Source organism: Streptomyces sp. NPDC026672 (genome assembly GCF_040638185.1).
Lineage (GTDB): Bacteria > Actinomycetota > Actinomycetes > Streptomycetales > Streptomycetaceae > Streptomyces.
Genome location: NZ_JBEZXS010000001.1, coordinates 162433 through 186048, shown reverse-complemented (window position 1 = coordinate 186048; position 23616 = coordinate 162433). Strand labels below are relative to the sequence as shown.

Here is a 23616-nt window from a genome sequence, read left to right as displayed (position 1 = left end):
TTCTTTCACGGTGTTTCTCCCATTCCTGATCGCGGTGAGAGGCCGGGGCTCGTCCACGCGGAGCGGGAGCGGACCAGGTACCACAGGACCGTGGCGGACGAGAGCCCGAGCACGAGGAAGGCGGCGCGGGTGCCCAGCGCCCCGTCGACCAGCAGGACCGTGGTGGACGAGAGCAGGCCCGCCGTGCCGGTGAGCAGCCACAGCAGGCCGGAGGCCCGGCCCAGGACCGCGGCCGGCAGGTACTTGACCCGGCCCATGGTGACGACGGCCGTCACCATGCCGTCCCCGAACTGGCCCACGAACAGCGCCGCGACGTAGAGCGGCCACATGTCCGTCGCGAGCAGCGCCAGCGTGGCCGCCCGCAGGACGAGACCGGCGGTCAGCCACCGCCAGGCACGGAAGCGCCGGCGCTGGGAGACGAAGAGGTTGCCGAGGAGCCCGCTCAGGTTCATCACGGCGATGGCCAGGCCGGCCTGCTCACCATTGAGCCGCCACGCGTGGGACAGGTCGTAGAGGATCAGCGAGGTGAGGCCGTTGCCGCAGGCGATCTCCACCACGAGCTGTACGACGAGCATGGCCAGCACCCGGCGGTCGGTGAAGATCGCCCGGAACGCGGGGCGCCACTGCCGCGACGGGCGGCCCGCGCCCGTGGCCCGCGCGAGCGCGGGCGGGTGCACCCCCACGGCCCACACCACCAGCGGGGCGAAGAACGTGGGCAGGTTCAGCCACAGCAGGCCCGCGTATCCCGTCCAGGGGAGCAGCGCTGCCGCGAGCATCGGCCCGGCCATCGTGGTGGCGATGAAGGAGCTGTTGAGGGTGCCGCGCGCCCGGGCCGGGCTCGCGGGGAACATCGACGGCACCCCGGTGATCCAGCCGGTGCGGTAGGCGACACCGCCCACCGCGACGAGCAGCGCGCCGGCCATGAGCGGCACCAGGGAGGTGCCCTGGAGGAGCAGCAGGTTCATCGCGGTGGCTGCCGCGGCCTGGAGCAGGAGCCCGTAGAGGACCAGCTCCCTGGTGCCGCGCCGGTCGGCGACCATGCCGAACAGGGGGGCCAGCAGGGTCGCGGCCGGCACCGCCGCCGCCAGCAGCGCCATCACGCCCAGGGATCCGGTGCGGTGGTAGGCGTACAGCGGCAGCGCCACCGCGTACAGGGCCTCGCCCAGGTTGTTCGCGACATTGCCGACGGCGAAGACCACGAAGCGCCGGTCGCGCAGCGGCGACGGCTCGGCCTCGTCGTCCGCGGCGACCGGCTCGCCGGCCGCCACGTCGTCCGTCCGGGTCATCGCGACGCGGCCTCGGAACCGGGCAGGGACGGGTAGTCGGCGGTGGCGCCGGGCAGCCACAGGTCCCGCAGCGGGGTGAGCACGGCGCTCGCCCCGTCGCGTTCGAGCCGGAACAGCCGCAGGTATCCGCCGCGTCCGCCGACCACGACGTACGGCTGTCCGTCGCTGCCGCGCAGGGCCGCGATGCCCTTGGCGAAGTCCGGCAGGTCCTCGTTGAGCGCCAGGACCTGCCCGGTGCCGTAGTCGTAGGCGGCCAGCTGGAAGCCGTACGTCACGACGCAGAGCGTGTTGTCGACCAGGACCGCGCTCTCGGCGGTGTTGTCGAGCAGTTCGACGAACTGGCGGTCCTCCTTCTCCGCGTCGAACGAGTACTCCTTGACGCCCACGCCGCCGGTGATGCGGACCATGTCGTCCTGGACGAACATCCGCTTGGGGTAGTGGCCCAGCTCCACCGTCCAGCTCCGGGTGCCGTCCGCGTCGAAGGCGGCCATGTGGCCGTTGCGGGCGCCGATCAGCCGCCGGCCGTCGGGCAGATAGCCGCAGACCCAGGCGCTGGTGGGCAACTGGTCGAACACCGTGAGCCGTTCGCCGGTGCGGCCGTCGAACTCGAAGGCGCCGGCGTTGGTCGCGACCAGCACCTTGGACGAGTCCGGCGAGATCGCCAGCGTGTGGACGAGGTCGGGCAGTTCGTGTTCCCACAGGGTGCTGCCGTCACCGGCGACCCGGCGTACCGTGCGGGGCCAGAACACGCCCGCCCAGCCGTCGTCGGCGAGGACGATCCGGCGGGTGAAGCCCAGCCCGCTGGTGTAGCGCTCGCCCGGGACCAGCGCGGGGTGCCCGGGGGCGGGGTCGGTCAGCCGGACGACCTGGGTGCCGGAGTCGGTCGAGGCGATCAGCGCGTTGTCCTCGCCGGGCAGCGGCTGGATCTCCCACACGCAGTGGCGCTCGAAGCCGAGGCGGCGCACGAACCGGCCCTCGGGCGTGCAGACGGTGATGTCGCCGTCCTGGGTGAGGACGTACACGAGTCCCGAGGGGTCGACGGTGATGTCGATGAGCTGGTGGCTGAAGCCGCCGACGCGGTCGAACAGCTTCATCTCCGGCTCGGTGTTGTCGAAGATCATGAGCTCGCCGTCGAAGCCGCCGACGTACGCCTTGTCGAAGGCGGGGGAGAAGGCCAGCGCCTCCACGTCGTTGCGGGCGTACAGCACGCGTTCCTGGACCGTGCCGTCGAGGGACATGGTCAGGACGCCGTTCGCGATGAGCAGCGTCTCGTCGAGGCCGCTGTCGAGCGTCGCCCAGTACCGGTTGTGCCGCCCGTCGTACACGAGCCGGTGGATGTTGGCGCTGTCGACCTTCACCACGGTGGGGAAGTCCAGGGCCGCCAGGTCGCCGATCTGTATCCGCCCGTTGCGGTCGCCGACCGCCTGTACGCCCGGGGCGTCGGTGCAGAACCATTCGAGCATGTCGTAGCCGTGCGGCCACAGGACGATCCGGTCGACCGTGAAGGTCTCCAGGTCGAGGATCACCAGCTGGTAGTAGCCGTTGTCGACGTAGACCTTGCCCTGCCAGACGCCGATGCCGCGCAGCATGGTGAGCGAGGGCTGTTCCCCCTCCATGAGGAGCGAACGGTCCGCGGTCGCCCTGGCGTCCAGCCGGTCCAGCAGCCGCAGCGAGTCGGCGTCCCACCGGGAGATGTTGCCCATCTTGTCGCGTGTGACGATCCAGTCGCCGACGATCTGCAGGGCGTAGATGGGGTGCGCCGCGGTCGCCTGCGCCGTCGCCGAGGCGACCGACGAGCGCCGGACGTTCAGTTCGGCGTCGAGCCAGTGCAGGCCGCCCCGGGCGTCCGCGGCCAGCAGGCCCCGGTCCGGGTGGTTGACGATCCGTGTGATCCTCTCTCGGATCTCCATGCTGGAACCCCGCTTCAGTCTTGTCGAGCCGGTGTCGTCGCCGGCAGCCGCGCCGGTCACGCGTGTGTGGGAGGGGACGTGCGGTACTGCCCGGGGAGGACCGGTACTGCCCGGGGAGGACGTGATGCCTCCCCGGGCAGGGTCGAGGCCGTGGATCGCGGTGGATCACGCCTCGAACGCGGTGGTCTCCGCGGTGGTTCAGACGGTGGGCCGGGACGCCCTGCGGATGAGAGTCATGGGACACACCTCCTTCGCCGGCAGCGGTGCACGGTGGGGCGAGCCGGTGGGGCTCAGACGGTGGGACGCGAGGTCCGGCGGACGAGAGTCATGGGACACACCCCCTCTCCGGGTCGAACGGGTAGCGTGCTCGCTCCGAGCAACGCGCCATGTCCCCGACAGCTGGGCGTACGAGGACAGGTTCCGGGGGCGGCGGGACCCACGTGGGTGCCGCCGCGGTGCGGTGCGGCCGTGGGGCGGTGACGCCCCGGGCCGGTCGGGTCAGCTGTGCGCCGGCAGCAGGGACGGGCTGCCGGTGCCGGGTTCGTCGTCCCGGGCGGTCGCGCCGTCGCTCTCCGTGCCGCCGGCCGTGGTGCCGTCGGCCGCCGACTCCGGCCCGGGACAGGGCTGTGGACCGGGTGGCCGGGAGCGCAGCCCGGTCAGCAGCGCCTGTGTCAGCGTCTCCAGCCGGGCGAGGGTCCACGGATCGACGAAACTGCCGTCCCTCGTGGGGATGTCCGCGGCGTTGCCCAGCGAGAGGTCGGGGCCCTCCACGAGCAGGGCGCCCGCCCGCCGCAGCACGGTCCGCAGACCGGGCAGGGCGTCGGCCGCGCCGCGCGGTCCGGGGGACGCGCTGAGGACGGCGGCGGTCCTGCCGGTCAGCGCGCTGGCGCCCCACGGGCGGGAGAGCCAGTCCAGGGCGTTCTTCAGCACGCCGGGGATCGAGCCGTTGTAGGACGGGGTGCTCACGATCAGGGCGTCGGCGTTCTCCACCACCCGGCGCGCGTGCCGGACGACGTCGGCCTCCCGCCCTTCCTCGTCGACGTCCTGGTCGTAGTGGGGAAGGGAGTCGATGGGGAGCACCCGGCACTCCACGGGCCCGGGTGCCGCGTCGAGGATTCCGCGGATCGTCGTGATCGCGACGGTGTTGAGCGAGTCGCGCCGCAGACTGCCGGAGATCAGGACGATTCTCGTCATTCCTCGCGCCTCACTTCCTCGGGGATGTCTCCATCCTGCGGGGCCGTGTTCCCGATCCGTTCCCGATGCGGTCCTCGCCCGGCCGTGGCGCCCGGTCAGTCCTGTTCGTGCAGGTCCAGGGCGGTCGTCAGATGGATCTGGGCCGTGGCCCAGGCGGGCGGCGCGGCCGGGGCGGGACGGGAGGCGAGGGCGTGGGTCAGGGTGCGCAGGTGTGTGGCCGCCGTGGTGAGGCCCGTGCGGTGCAGGAGGTCGGCGCTCCGCGTCAGACGACCCGGCGTGACCTGGCGCAGCCCGCGGTGGGCCGCGTCCGCGAGCGCGTCGAGGCCGGAGCGCAGGGCCGCGGTGATCGGGTCGGCGGGGCGCGGCGGCGCCGTGGCCAGGTGGGAGTCGCCCGCGCCGGGCGCCAGGTCGGGGATCACGACGCCCACCGGGGTGAGGACCGCCAGCGGGGTCAGGGTCGGGCGGCCGTGGGCACGGGTCAGCATGCCGCTGACGTGGCTGACCCCGTCGGCCGACAGCGCCTCGGCCAGGGCGTCCAGGCCGCCCGGCGCGAGCGGGTTGTACTCGGCCCGCAGCAGCACCTCGTTGCCGGCCGGGTCCCGCAGCGCGGCCTCCAGCAGTTGGCCGGCCGGGTCGTAGCCGACCGACTCGACCATGTCGACCGCGACCACCCGCACCGCGTCCGCCTCCACCCGGGGGCGCACCAGACGGGGCGGCCCGCCGGTGAGCGCGCGCAACTGCGCGGCCGTGTCGTGCACCAGGAGCGCGCCTGGCAGTTCCGTCCACGCGGTGCCGACGGGGGTCACACTGGTCGCCGCGATCCGGCCCCGCGAGATCGACACCGTACGGTCCGCCGCGCGCGAGGTGTGCTCGCTCACCACGTTCGACGCGGCCAGCGCGCCGAGGGGCGAGCCGAGCAGCCGGCGGGTGCCCAACTCGTGGCCGGTGGGCGCCTGTTCCTCCGTCAGCTCCCAGCGTCTGCGCAGCACCAGGGCGATCCCGGCGGCGGGGTGCGCGAAGTACGTCTCGGCCGTACGGTCCCGGGCCGTGCCGCCGATGCGGCAGCCGAGGGCCACCAGCCGCACCCGGCGCAGCGGTGTCTCGGGCGCCTCGGCCGTGCCCAGCACCGCGACCGGGTCGTGGGCGGCGGCGCGCTGCCGGGCGTACAGCTCGGCGAGGAGGAACGCGAGCCGCCCGGGTTCGTAGCGGGTACCGCGCGCCGTGTACGCGTCGAGCTGGGCCTCCAGCTCCGCGACGGCACCGGCCGGCCAGTGCAGGGCGGCGGCGGTCAGCGCCTTCCGGGTCCGGCTCAGGGAGCCCGCGAAGACGGGACCGGCCTGCTGCACACCGTCCAGCAACAACTCGTCCACGAGCCCGAGCGCCTCCCGCAGAACCTTCCGGCCGTCCTTGTCTCCGGCGCCCGTGCCGGTGCCGGGTGCGGGGCGCCCACCGAGACTCACGTCACTCGCCCGGGGCCTGCCGACGGCCGGGCCGGACACGGCACGCCCACCAGAGGCTGCCCCGGCCGTGCCACGCCGGCCGGTGGCGGCTTCGGGCGTCGTGCGTTCGTCCGGGGTCGCTCGGGCCGTCCCGTGTCCGTCCGCGGGTGTCCCGTCCGCGGGGTGTTCCTCCGCGGGTGTCCCGGGCGGTGGGCCGGGCGTGGGGCCGGTTCCCGGTGTCGTACCGTCCGCCGTGCCCCCCGCGGGGAGCGGCCGGTCGGGCTCCGTGTCGTGTGCGTCGCTCGCGCGGAACGCCCAGACCGCCAGGGTCACGACCTCACCGCGCAGCGGGGCCGCCGCGTCGGTGAGGGCGTAGCCCAGTTCGTGGGGGACGGGGAAGCGCACCGTGCACGTGGGGAGTTCGGCGCGGGGCACCGGGTCCTCCGCGGTGGGCCGGTGGAGCCGGACCGTGCAGCCGCGGTCGGCGGTGCGGCGCGCGGCGGTCAGCGCCGGCCGGCCCAGCACCTCGGCCAGCGTCCCGTCGTCGAACTCGCCCGGCGACCAGTCCTCGTACCCGCCCGCCTCCTCCCGCGTGCCCGCCGCCGCGCCGCGCCGGTACGCCAGCACCAGCCCGACGCGGTGCCGGCACACTCCGGCCGCGCCGCAGGTGCACGTCGACCCGTCCAGGCCGGTCCCCGGCGGCAGCACGGTCTCGGTGCCGTCCGGGAACCGGCCGCGCACGGTGGTGCCGTCGGCGCTCACCTCCGGCCCGGCCCCCGCGGCGAGGTCCTTCTCCGCCCGCTTGACCAGACCCCGGTTGGCCAGCGACACGAGCGTCTCGGGCGTCAGGGCCAGCAGATCCGTGCGGCTCGTCACGCCGTCCCTCCCCGGCCGACCTTCTCGGCCACGAACTCCGCGAGCCGCCCCGGCGTCATCGCCCCCACGTGCGCGCCGGCCTCGGCAAGCCGCCCGGCCAGGTCGCGGTCGTAGACGGGGTCCGCCTCCTCGTCCAGGGCGGCCAGGCACAGCACGGTGCTGCCCTGCTCCACCAGCCCCCGCACGGTGCGCACCAGCCGGAAGGGGTCGCCGCCCTCGAAGAAGTCGGACACGATCGCGACGATCGCCCGGCGCGGACCGTCGATCAGGCCGGCGCCGTAGTCCACGGCCCGCGCGATGTCGGTGCCGCCGCCGAGCTGCACCCGCATCAGCAGCTCCACCGGGTCGGTCACGTCGGACGTCAGGTCCACCACCTGGGTGTCGAAGGCGACCAGGTGCGTCTTCAGACCGGGCAGCCCCCACAGGCACGCGGCCGTCACCGCGGAGTGGATCACCGAACCGGCCATGGAGCCCGACTGGTCGACCAGCAGCACCAGTTGCCACTGTTCGAGGTGGCGGGCGGTACGGGAGTGGAAGCGCGGCCGCTCGATCAGCAGGCGGCGTTCCTCCGGCTGGTAGTGGGCGAGGTTGGCGCGGACGGTGCCCTTGAAGTCGAAGTCCCGGGCCAGCGGGACACGGCTGGGACGGCGCGAGCGGGAGCCGGTGAAGGACCGCCGCACCTCCGGCTTCAGCCGCTCCAGCAGGTCCCGCACGACCGCCTCCACGATCCGCCGCGCCGCCGCCAGCACCTGGGGGCTCATCAGGTGCTTGGTGCGCAGCACGGCGCGCAGCAGCGTCTGGCTCGGTTCGACGCGGGCGAGGACGTCGGGGTCGGTCACGATCTCCTGGATCCCGTACCGCTCCACGGCGTCGCGCTCCAGCCGCTCCACCGTCTCCTTCGGGAACAGCCGGTGCACGTCGTCGAGCCAGTCCACGGCCGTGAGCTGCGACGGCCCGTCGCCGCCCTCGCGCGAACCGCCCGCGCCGCGCCGCACACCCCGGCGGGCCAGGTCCTCGTCCCGGCCGTAGAGCCAGTCCAGGGCCGCGTCCCGCGCGGCGGCCGAGCCGTGCAGACCGCCGGTGCAGCGCTCGGCCGCCGCACCGAGGATCAGCCGCCAGCGTTCCAGCGACGGGTCCGGAGCGGGCTCGGACGGCGCGGAGTCCACCGGCCCGGCCGGTGTGGAGTGCCCCGGCCCGCCCGGTGTGGCGGGCCGGGATCCGTCCGCGGTCATCGGTCCGCCCCCAGTCCGTGGCGTTCGAGGAGTCGGGTCACGTCGTTCTCCAGGGTCCTGGCACGGGCCAGCAGCATCGGGTCGGCCGTCGTGCGCAGCAGGGTCCGGGCGGAGCCGCGCGCGCCGCGCAGCTCCAGCAGCCGCTCGGCGATCCGCTCGCGCTCCCGCGGCGGGAAGTGGGCGAACGCCTGGCGCAGCGCGGGCAGTCCGGTCAGGAACTCGTCGTCGGTGAGCGCCGACACGATCCGGTCCAGGACGTCGACCAGCGGTCCGCCGTCGCCGTCCGCCCCCCGTACGACCTCCTCGCGGGCCAGCGCGAACAGTCCCGCGAGCCAGTCCCCGAGGACGCCGGGACCGGTGGAGGCCAGCGACCGTGCCGCGGCACCCGCGTCGTCGGTGCGGCCCAGGGCCCGGCGCAGGCCGAACGCGGCGCCCCGCAGGTCGGCCGGGGCACTGCGGTCACCGGCGATCCGGGCGGCGGCCCCGGCCGCCGACTCCGGGGTGACGGTCAGCAGTTCGGGCGCGTGCAGCAGCGCGTCCCGTGCCGCCGCCAGCGCGCGCAGCCGGGCCCGGTCCACGCCGGTGCCGCCGGGCACCCCCTCGACCAGCCAGAACACCCGCTCGACCGCGCTCGCGACGATCCTCGCGAGCAGCGGGTCGCGGGCCGTGCCGAACACCCGGTCGTGCCGCCACAGGCCCAGCGTGTTCGCCAGCACCTCGCCGAGCGGGCCGGGTGCGGGGACCCGCCCGACGCGGGCCGCGAGCGTGCCCAGCAGATCGGCGCCGAGCGGGCCCACCCCGCACAGCACCGCGTCGAACAGCAGCCCGGACAGCGCCCCGACGTCGGTGTCCGCCGCCCGTGCCCGCTCGCCGAGCGCCACCGACGCGGCCTCGTCCAGGCGTGCCCCGTAGGCGCCGGCCTCGATGAGCGCGGCCTCGCGCCCGCCCCCGGGGCCGGGTTCCCAGCGCTCGCGGGCGTCGGGGTCCGCGCCGTGGGACGGGCCCGACAGCCGGGTGAAGCCGGGGACGCCGAGCACCCGCAGCCGGTGCAGCACACGGCTGCGGGACAGGTCCGCCGGGTCGGTGAGGTCGAGTCCGAACGGGCCGTCGGCGTCCGCCAGGCCCAGCCGGGCCAGCTGCTCCGCCACGTCGTGCACCAGCGGCGGCAGCGGGGTGTCGGGATGCAGCCGGCCCTCCGCGTCGCCGGCGCACGCGGCGACCATCTCCACGACCACCGGGTGGCTGCCCGCGCCGAGGGGTTCCCGGCCGGTCCAGGGCAGCGGCCGGTCCAGGTCGTCGCCGATCAGCGCGCCGGCCAGCCCGTCGAGGACGTCCACCCGTGTCTCGTACGGGTGCCCGCGCAGCAGCGCCAGCCCCTCGGACAGTCCGCGCGCGGCGATCAGATCGGCCGTGGACACCCGCAGACCGCGCGCCCGCAGCCGTTCGACGACGGTCCGCAGCAGGTCCCTGGCCGCCTCCCGCGGGCCGGTGTCCCACAGGCGCTGGTAGTAGCCGGGGGAGGGCATCCCGGACTGGTAGCCGGAGAAGGCGTCCAACTGCCGGAAGGAGTACGGCACGAGGAAGCTCCCGCCGAGCGCGCCCTCCGGCGGCTCCGGCACCCCGGGCCACTCGGCCGGGCCGTCCACGGCCGCCAGGGCGCGCAGCGCGGGCCGGTGGAAGCCGCCGGTCACCACCAGCACGGGCCGCCCACCCGCCTCGGCGACCGCCGCCCGCACCCAGGCCGCCATGTACTCCTCACGAACCCGATCCCCGACATCGGCCTCGGCATCCCCCCGCACCAACTCGAAGTAGGCGTCCAGCCGCGCCCGGAGGCCGTCCGGGCCCGTCCTGCGGCCGTCGGGATCGACTGCACGGCCGTCATGACGGGTCGCGAGGTCACGGGCCCCGGCTCGGACGTGGCCGGGATCGGAGCGGGGGCTGCGGGGACGGGGTGCGGGGTCGTCGGACCTGGCCCGGAGGCCGTTCGGCTCGGCCCGGAGTTCGTCGGTTTCGGTCTGGAGTTCGTCGGACCCCGCTTGGAGGTTGTTCGGCTCGGTCTGGAGTGCGTCGGATCTGGCCTGGAGGTTGTTCGGCCCGGCCCGGAGTTCGTCGGACTCGGCCTGGGGGTCGTTCGGCTCCGCCCGGAGTTCGTCGGTTTCGGCTCGGAGGCCGTCGGACCCGCTTCGGAGGCTGTCGGACCCGCCTCGGACGTCTTCCGACCCGGCCCGGCGACCGTCCGGCTTCGGCCAGAGGTCGTCCGGCCCGGTCCCGCGTCTCGCCGGCCCCGCCCCCGGGTCGTCGTCCAAGTCGGTGATCTCGAACAGGCCGTCCCACAAGGCGTCCGGCGAGTCCACCGCGAAGCGCTCGCACAGGCGGCGGGTCGCCTCCGTGTAGCGGGCCTCGGCGTCGGCATAGCGGTTGGCGTAGCGCTCGCCGCGGTCGGCGAACGCCGGGTGCCAGGCCGGCAGGTCGATGAACCGCACCCGCGCCCCCGAGGCGTGCCCCTCGCGCAGGGCGATCCACTCCGGGGAGTACGCGCACAGCGGAGCCCAGGACGTGGCGACGCGCTCCTCGTCGCGGTAGTGGCTGAACACGGCGACGGGCAGCCGGTGTTCGAGCAGCAGCTCGGACATCCGGGCGTTCATGTCGGCCGGGCCCTCCACCAGGACGTACGCCGGCCGCAGCGACCGGATCGTCTCGCGCACCAGGCGGGCGCACGCCGGCGAGTGGTGCCGTACGCCGAGGAACACGGCGGAGCCGGCGGCGCTCTCCATCAGTCGGCCAGCAGATGGCGGGCGTCGTGCAGGGCCTGCCACTGCGGGCCCGGACGGCGTGGCACCTCCTGCTCCAGGAAGCGGCGCAGCCGGGCGAGGTCCTCGGGGCTGTCCTTGGCGGCGGTGCCCGCGAGGCTCGCCACCACGTCCGCCGCGCTGCCCGGCTCCCCGCGCAGGAACCAGCCGCGCACGCCGACCGCGTGGGCGACGGACACGGCCTCGGCGGTGCTCATCACCGTGGACGTCCGCTCGCCCTGCCCGGTGCCGCCGCGCAGCTCGCGGAAGGTGCCCACCAGCACCTCCAGCACGTCCCGGCGCGGCGCAGGGCGTACCCCGGACTGCCGCAGCAGGGCCGTCGCCTCGGCCTCGACCAGGGCCAGTTCGGTGTCGAAGTCCGGGATGGGGAACACCGTCTCGAAGTTGAAGCGGCGCTTGAGGGCGGCGCTCATCTCGTTGACGCCCCGGTCCCGGGTGTTGGCGGTGGCGATGACGTTGAAGCCCTGCCGGGCGAAGACCAGCCCCTCGGGCCCGTCCAGCTCGGGCACGGTGATGACCCGGTCGGACAGCAGCGACAGCAGGCAGTCCTGCACCTCGGGCGGGCAGCGGGTGATCTCCTCGAAGCGCACGATCCGGCCCTCGGCCATCCCGCGCAGCATCGGCGCGGGCACCAGCGAGCGGGCCGACGGCCCCTCGGAGACCAGCAGGGCGTAGTTCCAGGAGTACTTGATCTGGTCCTCGGTGGTGGCCGCGCCGCCCTGCACGGTGAGCGCCGAACTGCCGCTGACGGCCGCCGCGATCAGCTCGGACAGCAGCGACTTGGCGGTGCCCGGCTCGCCCACCAGCATCAGACCGCGGTTGGTGGCCAGGGTGACCAGGGCCCGCTCGACCAGGGAGACGTTGCCGACGAACTTGCGGCTGATCCCCGTCTGTTCGTCGCCGACGACGAACGTGCGCGCCGCGCGCAGGCTCAGCTGCCAGCCCGGCGGCCGGTGACCGTCGTCGGCGGCGCGCAGGGCGGCCAGCTCGCCGGCGTACCGGACCTCCGCGGGCGGGCGCTGGAGGACCTCCTCGGGGCCGCTCATCCGGCGGTCACCTCGGTCAGGTCGGCGATGATCTCGGAGGCGACGACGGGACCGAGGTCACCGAAGCGCAGCGGATACGAGCGGCTGCTCCAGTAGTCCCCCGGGCTGCTGTCGAGCCACACGTTCTCGAAGGTCTGGTCGGGGAAGGCGTCGACCATGCCGACGGCGATGCCCCCGTCCAGGCCGATCACCACATAGCGGTCGTCGTCGACACGGCGGTGGAACCAGCGCTCCACACCCGCGTCCTGCGGCTCGCCCCGCTCCCAGCCGCGCTTGGTGAGACCGAGCAGCCTGCCGACCGGGACGGTGGCGCCCTCGAAGCGGGTCAGTCGGTGGCCGGCCGCCTCCTCCTCGGTGAAGGCGTGCACCGCGCGGCCGAGCTGCGGGAACGGCTGGAGGATCTCGTAGTCGGCGAACAGCTCGGACCAGGAGGCCAGTTCGTCGCCGAGGTGCAGCGGGTGGGCGAGCCGCACGGTCGTGTCCTCGGGCAGTTCCAGCTCGTCGTCGTGCACGTCGGCGAACGTGCGGTCCTCGGCCACCCGGAACGCGGTCACCGCGCCGTCGCCCACGCTGAGCCACACCAGCCGCCTGACCAGGTGCCACAGCAGCGGATGGGCGACGAACAGGTCCCTGAACTCGGCGGCCGACCAGGACCGTTCGGTCACCATGGCGGCCTCCAGACGGCGCACCTGGTCGGCGGCGACCGTGCGGACGTCCTTCTTCAGCCCGGCGAACCGCTTGCGCTCGGCGGGCGCCAGCTCCGGGTCGTCCTTGGCGCCGGGGGCGGGCAGGGCCTTGCGGAGCTTGCCGTCGGCGTCCAGCACGTACGGCCGCAGCTGCTCGTCGAAGCCGACGGTGAAGCGGCGCGTGCCGTAGTCGACGACCGTGCTGCCGTCCGGGTCCAGGCCGAAGTCCGGGACGAGCCGGTCGCCCAGCTGCTCGCCGGTGAGCCCCAGCCCCTCGGCGACCTCCGCGATCTTCTCCTGCGCGCGCACCTTGAGCGCCTTGAACGGCACCCGCTGCGCGATCCCGTGCAGTTGCAGCAGCGCCATGTCCGAGCCGATCTCCGCAAGCACGCCCAGGCCCTCCACGGCCCGGTGGTGCGCGCCCTCGCCGGGCCAGGCCCGTACGACGGGGGTGATGCGCCGTACGGTCTCGTCGTCCCCGAGCAGACCCAGCGCGTGCAGCGCCCAGCTGTCCTTGGACGGCATGCCGGCCAGCCGCCACTGCTCGAACAGACCCCAGGCGAAGGCTGCGAGGGAGTCGGCGGTGCAGTGCGTGAGCAGCACGGACAGACCGGGGTAGGCATCACCGGGCTTGCACAGCGCGAGGACGGTCACCACGTGCCGGACCGCGTCGGGGGGCAGCGCGCCGCCCTCGGTGAGCAGGATCTGCGGGAGCAGCGCCGGGTCGGCCCAGGCGCCGACGGCGGGTATCCGGGCGGGCAGGGCGCTCTCCAGCGGGTCGGCGGCGAGCAGGTCCGCGACGATCTCCGCGGTCTCGGCCCCGCTCGCGGCCGCGGCGGCCGTCACCGGTTCGTCGCCGTGCGCGGCCGCGAGCAGCCGCAGCGCCTTCTCGGCGCCGCGCCGCACCGTGCCGGCCGGGCCCACCGCGTGCGGGACGAGCACGGGGACGGCCGCCGTGCCGTGCCGGGTCAGCCAGGAACGGGCCGTCGCGTCGGCCGACTTGAGGCGTGCCAGCCAGTCGCACACCAGCGCGGCGACCTCGCTGTCCCGGTAGGGCAGCAGCAGGGAGCCCAGGGTGGCGGGGTGCCGGGTGGCGGCGCGCAGCAGCAGCGGCAGGGCCGCCACACCCCACTTGGCGGCGACGGGTTTGAGGGACTCCTCGCCGTTCCAGTAGTCCTCCGGTGCGCAGACGGCCAGCAGCGGGCGGACCGTGTCCTCGGGCCCGTCCACGAACAGCCGGACGTCACGGACGTTCTTGAACTGCCCGCCCGTGCGCAGGGTCTCGATCTCCCGGCCCCAGTCGTTCGCGGTGCGCCACCTGCCGTACCAGGACTGGGTGTTCGCCCACTCCTCCCGTTCCCCGTCCCGCCAGTCGACCAGCGGTCCGGGGGCCGCGGGCGGCTTCGCGGCCACACGAGCCCTGCGGGCCGTGCGCTTGCGTGTCCACGGCGGGGCGACCAGCAGCGGAGGCAGCGCCTCGGCCGGGGCGGGCGGCACCCGGTCCGCGCGGTCGAGCAGGGGTTCCACCGCGGCGGCGGTCTCCGCGGGCAGGTCCGCCAGTACGGCCGCCGCCAGGTCGGCGTGGGACAGCACGTGCGAGGTGAGCAACCGGCCGGCCAGGGAGGCGTACTTGGCGGGGCCGCGCGCGGTCTCGGCCAGCAGCCGCAGGGCGCGCACCGGGTAGCGGCGCATCGCCTCCAGGAGGACGGGGCGGACGTGCTTGTCCTCCACGCGCGCGGCGAGGACGCGGAAGGCGTCGTCGGTGGGCACCTGGAGCAGGGCGCCCGCGAACGTCTTCGTGCGGTCCGAGCCGTACGCCGTGTCGAGCGCCTCGTCCAGCAGCGGGGCGAACGCCGTGCCCGTGCCCTCGGCGAGCGTGGCGACCGTCGCCATCGTCCAGCCGTTCCAGTCGAGTCCGGCCCGTCGGCCGAAGGCGGCCAGCTGTTCGGGCGAGGTGACCGAGCACAGCAGCATGGAGCGCAGGGTCGCGTCGGCCCGCTGCACGTCCGCGCAGCTGTCGGTGACCCAGGTCTGCTCGCCGGGCAGCAGGTACGACACGACGATCCGGCGGGTCGCGTCGTCGCGGCAGTCCGCCAGCGCCGTGACCACCCGCGCGTACGTCTCCTCGTCGGCCGCGGCCAGCAGGAAGCGCATCCGGTCGGCGAACTTGGGCCGGGCCCAGTGGCCGTCGGCGGAGCCGGCCGGGCGGAAGGCGAGCCAGGGGTCCTGGCGATGGCCCCCGGACTGCTGGTAGTGGGCCTCGACCGAGAAGTACTCCACCACCGCGCGGGCGGCGAAGGCCGTGCCGTGCTCCTCGATCCAGGTGTCCACGAAGACGTTGTCGGGGAGCTTCCAGTGCATGGTCAGGGCCGCCACCACGGCGGCGCCCAGGGGAGTCGGGCTGCCGGCGAGGTGCGCGCGCGTGGCCTCGACGATCACGGGGTCGCTCTTGGGCGCGGCCAGCATCGCCTCGACCCACCCGGCCTCGTCCTTCAGCCGGGCGTCCGTCAGCTTCCTTGCCTCCGGGTGGGGTTCGGCCACGCTCCGCCGTGTCCCGCCCCGCCGGGGGAACACCTGGCGGGCCCAGGGGGCGGGCAGGACGAAGGAGTCCTCGTCGGGGAGCTCGACCGGGGCGGCGGGCCCCACCGCCGCAACCGACTCCTCCGCGTGCGCGGAAGCCGAGTCCGAGGAAGAAGCCGGGTCCGAGGAAGCCGGGTCCGGCGCGGGGACGACCGCCGGAGAGGCGTCCCCCGTCACCTCCCGGTAGCCGGTGCGCTCCTTCTCAGCGATCTTGTTCGCCAGGTACGCCGACGCGGCCGGGGCCGACGCCAGTTCCTTCAGCTGGGTGCGCCCCTGGGCCCCCACCCGCCCGTAGCGCACGGTGACCGTGGTGCCCTCGGCCTCCGCCTCCCAGAACTTCGACGACCCGTCGTCGACAAACTCCCAGCGCCGCACAGCCCCTCCTCCGCCGGCCCATGCCGAACGATCTCTCGATCAGGTGCCGGTCACAGTAATCGGGCCCACTGACAACGCGGTTCCGGCCGGCGCTCAGCCCCCGGCGGGCCCCGCGCCGTACGCGGCCGGCTCGGCGACCCAGCCCGCTGTCAGGGCCAGACGGGTCTCGCGGTGGACGGCGAGGAAGCCGAAGGGGCGGTCGAACACCGCCCGGACGACGGTCGTCTCGTACCGGGGCTGCGGCGGGACGCCGCCCGGCGCGGCCATGACGGCCGTGACCGCCGCGGCCCGGAAGCCGAGCGCACCGAACCGCGCGACCGCCGACTGCCCGGCCGCGCCGATCGCGAGCGGCGCGGGAGTGACACCGGGGAAGTGCCCCTGGCGCGCGTCCCGGGCCGAGGTGAGTCCGAACAGGCCGTGCAGGGCGAGCAGATCGTGGTCCGCCCGCACGTCGAACGCCACGGTCGTCATGTCCAGGGCCAGCGGCTGCGGGGTGTCGGTGGGCTCCCGCGTGACGCTCAGCCCCGGTCCCGCCGTCCCGTACGGCAGCCGGCACCCGGACGTCACCGCGAGCCCGCGCTCCAGCACGCCGACGCCCGCGCCGAGCACCTGGCCGGGCGTCATGTGCTCGTCGCCGAGCAGCAGATGGACGTCCAGGCCGTTGTCGCCGGGGACCTTCAGGACGGTGACCCGGCCGTCGCGGGTGCTCGTCACCCCGGCCCGGTCGGGGCGCACGCCCCGGCGGTGCAGGCCCAGCAGCGCGCGCCCGCGCCACGGCCCCGCGTCCGGGCGGCGCATCACCTCGGTGAACGGGCGCGGCCAGTCCGTGTGCAGGGCGAACGCGCTCGCCAGCAGCAAGAGGGCGCCCTCGGTGAGCGCGACCGGCAGCCGCTCGACCAGCCCGCCGGTCCGGTGGTGCGCCCAGCCGTCCAGGGCGCGGCGGCAGGCGTCGAGGTCCTTCGTGAGCACACCGTGGGCCTGCGCGGGCAGCCCCTTCAGCCAGGGCTCCCGCAGCTCCAGCGTGCCCTCGGTCCACAGCCCGAGCGCCGCCGCCATGCCCGGCATCGACTCCAGCGCGTCCAGCAACTCCCGCGCCGCGTCCGCCGCTTCGTCGGCCGGCAGCCCGAGCGCCGCCGCGAGCTCCGCCCGCGCGCGGCCGTCGGCCCCGTCCGCGAGAAAGCCCAGCAGCGGCCACACCCCCGCCGCCGAGAACACCGTGGACCCCGCGGCGGTCCCCGCCCAGCGGGCGGTCAGCCCGTTCACCGCGGCGACCGTCCGATGTGCGACCTGCATGACGCCCCCACCCCTTCACCCGCTTACCATGCGCCCAGTCGTACGTCAGTTCCCCACTGCCGCAGTCCGAGTCCAGGAGCACGGTACCCGTGTCCACACCTCCGCCCACCGGCCCCCACCAGCCCGAAGGGCAGCAGCCCTGGTCGGGGCAGTACCCGCAGGGTTCCTCCGGGCAGCCGCCGCACCCCGGGGGGCCGTACGGCCAACAGCCGTATGCTCAGGGGCCGTACGACCCGGGACCGTATCCGCAGGGCCCCTACGGGCCCTCGCCGTACCCGGCCTGGGGCCAGGGCTACAGCCCGTACACCAGCCCGGCGCCCGTCGACGGGTTCGCCGTCGCCTCCCTCGTGCTCGGCGTCCTGTGCTGCGTGCCGGGCGTCGGACTCGTCCTCGGGCTCGTCGCGCTGAGCCGGATCCGCGCGCGGGGCGAACGCGGCCGGGGGCTGGCGATCGGCGGTTCGGTGCTGTCCGGGCTCGGGCTCGCGGCCTGGGTGCTGGTGCTGGCCACGGGTGGCGCCTCCTCCTTCTGGGAGGGCGTCGAGGAGGGCGCGCGCGGCGGCGCGGGGATCACGCTGAGCCGGGGCGAGTGCTTCGACGAGCCGGGCGGTTCGCTGGAGGGCGAGACGTACGACATCGACCGCGTGTCCTGCGCGGGCCGCCACGACGGCGAGGTGTTCGCCACCTTCCGGCTGCCGGCCGGCCCCTATCCCGGCGAGGGGCGGGTCGCCGACACGGCGGACGAGCGCTGCTACGGCCTCCAGGACGGCTACGCCATGGACTCCTGGGCCGTGCCCGACGACGTGGACCTCTATCACCTCACCCCCACCCCCGAGAGCTGGCGGGCCGGCGACCACGAGGTCACCTGTGTGTTCGGCAGCGCCGACGCCGGCGGGGACCTGACCGGCTCGCTGCGCAACGACGAGACCGTGCTCGACGCCGACCAGGTCGCCTATCTGAGGGCCGCGCACGTCCTGAACGCCGCCCTCGACAGCGCGCCCGTCGCCGAGTACGTCGAGGACGACCTGCCGGGTCACCGCGCGTGGGCGGGCCGGGTCGCGGCGGCGCTCGCGGAGCAGTCCCGGATGCTGGCCGCGCACGACTGGCCGGCCGGCGCGAAGCGCCCGGTCACGGACCTGCTGCCCACGCTGACCGAGGCCCGCGACGAGTGGGCGGCGGCCGCGGAGGCCACGGACGCGGACGCCTTCGCCACCCACTACGAGAAGGGCGCCGGACTCCTCGACCCCGGCCGCACGGTCACCGCGCGCAAGGCTCTGGGCCTCGCCACGACCCCGCCGGACGACGGCCCGGCGGGCGGCGGTCAGGGCGGCGGCGCGGACGGTGGCACCGACGGTGGCGGCATGCAGGTGTGAGGTCGGCCAGAGGGGGGAGAAAGTGCCTGGGTGATGCCCTCCCCGGCCAACTGTCATCACATCGAGTGATTCTCTGGCCTTTGCTTGCACGGCTCAACCCACGGTTGCCACGCTGTTGCTGTCTGTACAATCTGATGGGAGCGGCCAGTGACTTTCGGTGAGCAGCCGGCGTACCTGCGTGTCGCGGGTGATCTCCGCAGGAAGATCGTCGACGGTTCGCTCCCGCCTCATACGAGGCTGCCCTCGCAGGCCCGCATCCGCGAGGAGTACGGCGTGTCGGACACCGTCGCCCTGGAGGCGCGCAAGGTGCTGATGGCCGAGGGACTGGTGGAGGGCCGCTCCGGCTCGGGGACCTATGTGCGCGAGCGGCCGGTGCCACGGCGGGTGGCCCGCTCCGGGTACCGCCCGGACGGTGGGGCCACCCCGTTCCGCCAGGAGCAGACCGACGTCGGCGCGCGCGGCACCTGGGAGTCCAGCAGCGCCCAGACCGAGGCGAGCCGGGCCATCGCCGAGCGGCTCGGCGTCCGGCCGGGCGACCGTGTGATGTGCACCAAGTACCTGTTCCGGGAGGCCGGCGAGCCGATGATGCTCTCCACCTCCTGGGAGCCCCTGGCCGTCACCGGGCGCACCCCCGTGATGCTGCCCGAGGAGGGCCCGCTCGGCGGCATGGGCGTCGTCGAGCGCATGCGCGCCATCGACGTCATCGTCGACAACGTCACCGAGGAGGTCGGCGCCCGCCCCGGCCTCGCCGAGGAACTGCACGCCCTCGGCGGCGTCCCCGGCCATGTCGTCCTGGTCGTGCAGCGCACGTACTACGCCTCGGGCCGCCCGGTGGAGACCGCGGACGTGGTGATTCCGGCCGACCGTTACCGGGTGTCGTACCACCTTCCAGTGAAGTAGCGCACACCCCAAGGCGGTTGACACTCCGTCCGATGCACTCCGCCGGTCCGCGCCGGTTGTGGCCGCTCGCGCGTTCCCGCAGGTGACGGCGGTGGCACCGGTATGCTGTCCCTCCGGTGTCACCCGGTTCCCGGAGGGCGCGTTCGGTATCGTGCGCCCCCGGCGTTCTGGCTGGTTGCGTACCTCTTTGTGAAAAGCCGTATTCGCAGCGTGAAGGTTAGGCGTACGCTCGGGCATATGCGGATTGCGGTTTCCTTAGAGGGCGAGGCGGCGTACGGCGAGGGGGCTCGATGAGCGACAGCGGCACGGTCCCGCTGCCCTGGCTGGTCATACGGCAGGACGACAACGGCAATCGCTACCGCGTGGGCAGGTACGCGACCCGTGCCGAGGCGCAGAAGATAGCCGACAGCCTCGACGACCGCGGCCACAAGCAGCTCTACTGGGTCGAGCGCATCGAGCAGGCCGGAGAGGGCGTGCGCCGCTGACCGGGCGCGCTCCCATAGGCTCCTGCGCATGACGGAACGGATCGTGGTGGTCGGCGCCGCCCTGCTCGACGACGGCCGGCTGCTCGCCGCCCGTCGCAGCGCACCCCCCGAGCTGGCGGGCCGCTGGGAACTGCCCGGCGGCAAGGTCGAACCGGGCGAGACGCCCGAGGCGGCCCTGGAGCGCGAACTGCGCGAGGAACTGGGCGTCGAAGCGGAGATCACCGAGCGCGTCCCGGGGGAGTGGCCACTGCGGGCGCCGTACGTGCTGCGGGTGTTCACCGCCCGGCTGCGCCCCGGCTCCGCCGCCCCCGCGCCCCTCCAGGACCACGACGCGCTCCGCCTGCTCGCCCCGGACGAGGTCTGGTCCGTGGACTGGCTCGACCAGGACATGCCCGCCGTCCGCGAGGTGGCCGCCCGCATGGCCGCGGGAACGCGCTGAACAGGCCGAACACCCGGCCCTCCACAGGGCGCCGATCCCGGCGGTACTGCCTGCCGGATCCGGGGTATGTGCCCATTGACCCCATGAATTCCGGCATGGGTGGGCTCGCTGGCCTGGGAAGTGATCGGCGTGATCGACACCGAAGGCGGCAGCGCCGAGTGGACCTTTCCCGCGGAGCCCGGCGCCGTGCGCACCGCCCGCCGCGCGGTCCGCGACCGGTTGCGCGACTGGGACCTCGACTGCGTCGCCGACATCACGGCCCTGCTGGTCAGTGAGCTGGTCACCAACTCCCTGCGGCACGCCACCGGCCCCATCGGCGTCCGGCTGCTGCGCCCCGCCGACCCCGCGGGCACCCTCCGCGTCGAGGTCTCCGACCCGCTGCCCGACCTGCCGCACGAACGGGCCGCCCGGCCCGAGGACGAGGACGGCCGGGGACTCCAGCTCGTCGCCGGCTCGTCCAGCCGCTGGGGCACCCACCCCGGCGACAACGGCAAGACCGTCTGGTTCGAACTCCTGGTGCCGACCTGACCCCTGGTTCCGACCCGACCCCGGTCCCGAACCGGCCCCCGGTCCCGGGCGGCGAGCGACCGCGCGGGCGAACGGCCGATCGCCGGGTGATTCAGGTCGCCCCGGACCGTGCCGGAATCCGGGAGGAACCGGTGTACACACCCCCACTCGGCGTCGAGCGCGCGACCCGGGTCGAGGACGGGTACCGGAGCGGGCGGTTCGACGCCGTGTTCCCTGGTTAGAAGACTGGAAGTGTTGTCGCAGTCCGGTCGTCGGCCGGTCCGGGAGCCGCCCGGACCGTGCTGTGATCGTGAACACCGTGCCGTGCGGCGCCGTAGTGCTGGATACTGCGGGCAGCCGCCCCCGGTGACCGGTGCCGGACGCGGTGAGCTGGAGGGGACGGTTCGCGTGAGCGAGATACCAGCGAAGGCCACGGAGTCCGAGGACCCGTCGGACCGGGTGAGGGCGGGGGCCGGTCGGGCCGTCGCCCCGGCCGGTGACGCCATGTGGCAGAGCAGCCCGCCCGGTTCCATCTACGACTACATCCGGGTGGCGTCCTTCTCCATCGGCCCCGGCGGGCACGTCGAGCAGTGGAGCCTGCGCGCCGAACAGCTCTTCGGCATCCCTGCCGAGCGCGCCGTCGGCCTCGACCCCATCGAGGCGTTCGTCGACCCCGACCAGCGCGAGCGGGGCCAGCGGAAGATGGCCGAGATCCTCGACGGACGCGAATGGACCGGAGTGGTCCCCTTCCGGATGCCGGACACCCCGGACGGCCGGCGCGGCGAGGAAGGGCTCGCCGAGGTCTACGTCATGCCGACCCGGACCGCCGAGGGCGACAGGGCCGCCGTCTGCATCGTCGTCGACGTGCGCACCCTGCGCAGCATCGAGACCGACCTCGCCGCCTCGCAGGCGATATTCGGTCAATCTCCCTTCGGCTTCCTGCTGATCGACCCCGACCTGCGGGTCCGCCGCGCCAACCAGCGCTTCGCGTCCATCTTCGGCGGCACGCCCGACGACCACCGCGGCAAGGGCGTCCACGACTACCTGCCCCGCAGCGAGGCCGAGCGGGTCGTCGCCGTCATGCGCCGCGTCCTGGCCACCGGCGACTCCATCACGGACATGCACATCAGCGGTTTCCTGCCGGGGTCCGAGGAGCGCCGGCACTGGGCCATCAACCTCTACCGCGTGCACAGCGGCACCGGCCGGCCCATCGGCATCGCCTGGCTCGGCACCGACATCACCTCCCGCCGCGCCGCCGCCCGCGAGGCCGCCAACGCCCGGCGCAACCTCGCCCTCCTCAACGAGGCGGGCGCCCGGATAGGGAACTCCCTCGACCTGGAGACCACCGCCCGCGAACTCCTCGACGTCGTCGTCCCGGGCTTCTGCGACCTGGCCACCGTCGACCTCTACCAGGGCCTCCTGGCCGGCGACGAGACCCCGCCCGGCCTCGCCGACGGCAGCGCGGAACTGCGCCGCGTCGCCTACGCCAGCGCCGTCTCCGACGCCCCCTTCGGCGACGGCGGTGCCGCCGTCCCCGTCGGCTCGGTCCACCACTTCGCCTTCAACTCGCCCTGCGCCGACGCCCTGCGCACCGCCCGCCCGCGCAGCGTCCCGGCCGACGAGGGCGGGCTCGTGCAGTCCACGCTCGCCGTCCCGATGGTCGCCCACGACACGGTCGTCGGACTCGCGCGGTTCTCCCGGACCAAGGGCAGCGAGCCGTTCGGCGACCGCGACCGGGAGCTCGCGGTGGAACTCGCCGCGCGCGCCGCGGTCTGTATCGACAACGCCCGGTTGTACCGGCGCGAGCACGAACGGGCGCTGATACTCCAGCGGTCCCTGCTCCCGCCCGGCGACCCCGAGGCGTCCGGCCTGGACATCGCCTGCCGCTATCTGCCGGGCAACGCGGCGACGGAGGTCGGCGGCGACTGGTTCGACGTCATCGAACTCCCCGGGCACCGCACGGCGCTGGTCGTCGGCGACGTCATGGGCCGCGGTCTGCGCGCGGCGGTCGCGATGGGCGAACTGCGCACCGCCGTACGGACCCTGGCGCTGCTCGACCTCGAACCCGCCGAGGTCCTCTCCGCGCTGGACGAGATCGCCCGCGGCCTCGGCACGCCCGGCGGCGTCCAGCAGGCCACCCGCACCGCCCGCCAGCCGCGCGACGCCGACCTCTCCGAGGTCTACCTCGCGACCTGCGTGTACGCGGTGTACGACTCCGTGACCCGGCGCTGCACCTTCGCCAACGCCGGTCATCTGCCGCCCGTCCTCGTCGAACCCGGTGAGCACGCGCTGATGCTCGACGTGCCGCCCGGCATGCCGCTCGGCGTCGGCGGCGAGCCCTTCGAGGAGGTCGAGGTCGAACTCCCCGAGGGCGCGCTGCTCGCCCTCTACACCGACGGCCTGGTCGAGTCGCGCCACCATCCGCTGGACGAGGGGCTCCAGGCGTTCGTGGGCGCGCTCACCGATCCGGCCCAGCCCCTGGAGGACGTCTGCGACCACGTCCTCAACACCCTCGACACCCACCACGGCGAGGACGACATCGCGCTGCTGATGGCCCGCGTCCAGGGGCTGCCCGCGGAGTCCGTCGGCGACTGGGCGCTGCCGCGCGAGCCGCGCAGCGTGGGCCGCGCGCGGGAGCACGCGCGCGGCCGGCTGCTCGCCTGGGACCTCGAACCGCTCGTCGACACGGCGGAACTCCTGGTCAGCGAGCTGGTCACCAACGCGCTGCGGTACGGCGAGGGTGAGATCAGGCTGCGGCTCCTGCTGGACCGCACCCTGGTGTGCGAGGTGTGGGACTCCGGCCTGGTCCAGCCGCGCCGCCGCCGCGCCCGCGACACGGACGAGGGCGGCCGGGGGCTCCAGCTCGTCGGCCTGCTCAGCGCGGCCTGGGGCTCGCGCCGCACCCCCCGCGGCAAGACGGTCTGGTTCGAACTCCCCCTCCCGGACGGCGAAACGGGCCTGACGGACCCGGCAGAGGCCCTGCTCAGCCTGTTCTGACCGGCCCCCACTTCCGACCAGACCGGGCGACCGGAGCTTCCGGACGGGCCGGGCGACCGGCGGGCCGGGGGCCGACACTTCTGGCCGGGCCGGGGCCGGCGCTTCCTGGCGGGCCGGTGGCTCGGATGGGCGAGGCGGTTGGTGTTTCCTCGACGGGTCGGGCGGCCGGTACTTCTGGCCGGGCCGGGGTG

At 74.6% G+C, this 23616-nt stretch carries 15 protein-coding genes; 6 read left to right on the top strand and 9 right to left on the bottom strand.

The window, feature by feature from the left end; all coding sequences use genetic code 11:
• Positions 1–5 precede the first annotated feature (5 nt).
• From AB0F77_RS00795 to AB0F77_RS00755, 9 genes are all read right to left on the bottom strand, one after another.
• Positions 6–1286 carry an MFS transporter gene (locus AB0F77_RS00795; protein WP_361939131.1) on the bottom strand — a complete coding sequence of 427 codons (1281 nt, stop codon included), beginning with the start codon at positions 1284–1286 and terminating at the stop codon, positions 6–8.
• Positions 1283–3196, bottom strand: a complete 1914-nt coding sequence (locus AB0F77_RS00790) for a WD40 repeat domain-containing protein (protein WP_361939128.1) — start codon at positions 3194–3196, stop codon at positions 1283–1285. Before AB0F77_RS00790 ends, AB0F77_RS00795 begins: the two co-directional genes overlap by 4 nt.
• A gap of 498 nt (positions 3197–3694) precedes the next feature.
• Complete coding sequence (locus tag AB0F77_RS00785; protein WP_361939125.1) at positions 3695–4390, bottom strand: NAD(P)H-dependent oxidoreductase; 696 nt, start codon at positions 4388–4390, stop codon at positions 3695–3697.
• Between the two features lie 95 nt (positions 4391–4485).
• Entirely contained in the window at positions 4486–6705 is a 2220-nt protein-coding gene (locus tag AB0F77_RS00780) for a hypothetical protein (protein ID WP_361939122.1), read from the bottom strand.
• Positions 6702–7937 carry a VWA domain-containing protein gene (locus tag AB0F77_RS00775; RefSeq protein WP_361939119.1) on the bottom strand — a complete coding sequence of 412 codons (1236 nt, stop codon included), beginning with the start codon at positions 7935–7937 and terminating at the stop codon, positions 6702–6704. Before AB0F77_RS00775 ends, AB0F77_RS00780 begins: the two co-directional genes overlap by 4 nt.
• Complete coding sequence (locus AB0F77_RS00770; RefSeq protein WP_361939116.1) at positions 7934–10711, bottom strand: DUF5682 family protein; 2778 nt, start codon at positions 10709–10711, stop codon at positions 7934–7936. Before AB0F77_RS00770 ends, AB0F77_RS00775 begins: the two co-directional genes overlap by 4 nt.
• Entirely contained in the window at positions 10711–11793 is a 1083-nt protein-coding gene (locus tag AB0F77_RS00765; RefSeq protein ID WP_361939113.1) for an AAA family ATPase, read from the bottom strand. Before AB0F77_RS00765 ends, AB0F77_RS00770 begins: the two co-directional genes overlap by 1 nt.
• Entirely contained in the window at positions 11790–15434 is a 3645-nt protein-coding gene (locus AB0F77_RS00760) for a DUF4132 domain-containing protein (RefSeq protein WP_361939111.1), read from the bottom strand. Before AB0F77_RS00760 ends, AB0F77_RS00765 begins: the two co-directional genes overlap by 4 nt.
• 93 nt (positions 15435–15527) lie before the next feature.
• Positions 15528–16727, bottom strand: coding sequence for a serpin family protein (locus tag AB0F77_RS00755; protein ID WP_361939108.1), 1200 nt, complete (start codon positions 16725–16727; stop codon positions 15528–15530).
• 89 nt (positions 16728–16816) lie between these two features.
• On the opposite strand from AB0F77_RS00755, the gene AB0F77_RS00750 reads away from it, so the two are divergent.
• The 6 genes from AB0F77_RS00750 (at position 16817) to AB0F77_RS00725 (ending at position 23425) form a co-directional block, all read left to right on the top strand.
• On the top strand, positions 16817–18097 hold the full coding sequence (locus tag AB0F77_RS00750) for a DUF4190 domain-containing protein (RefSeq protein WP_361939105.1): 1281 nt from the start codon (positions 16817–16819) through the stop codon (positions 18095–18097).
• Positions 18098–18244: 147 nt separating this feature from the next.
• Positions 18245–18997, top strand: a complete 753-nt coding sequence (locus tag AB0F77_RS00745; protein ID WP_361939102.1) for a GntR family transcriptional regulator — start codon at positions 18245–18247, stop codon at positions 18995–18997.
• A gap of 290 nt (positions 18998–19287) precedes the next feature.
• A complete protein-coding gene (locus AB0F77_RS00740) occupies positions 19288–19482 on the top strand; it encodes an SPOR domain-containing protein (protein WP_361939099.1) in 195 nt (64 codons plus the stop codon).
• A gap of 28 nt (positions 19483–19510) precedes the next feature.
• Positions 19511–19921: a (deoxy)nucleoside triphosphate pyrophosphohydrolase gene (locus tag AB0F77_RS00735; protein ID WP_361939096.1), complete on the top strand. Its 411-nt coding sequence runs from the start codon at positions 19511–19513 to the stop codon at positions 19919–19921.
• A 99-nt stretch (positions 19922–20020) separates the two neighbouring features.
• On the top strand, positions 20021–20449 hold the full coding sequence (locus AB0F77_RS00730; protein ID WP_361939093.1) for an ATP-binding protein: 429 nt from the start codon (positions 20021–20023) through the stop codon (positions 20447–20449).
• A gap of 387 nt (positions 20450–20836) precedes the next feature.
• A complete protein-coding gene (locus tag AB0F77_RS00725; RefSeq protein ID WP_361939090.1) occupies positions 20837–23425 on the top strand; it encodes a SpoIIE family protein phosphatase in 2589 nt (862 codons plus the stop codon).
• The last annotated feature ends 191 nt before the right edge of the window (positions 23426–23616 follow it).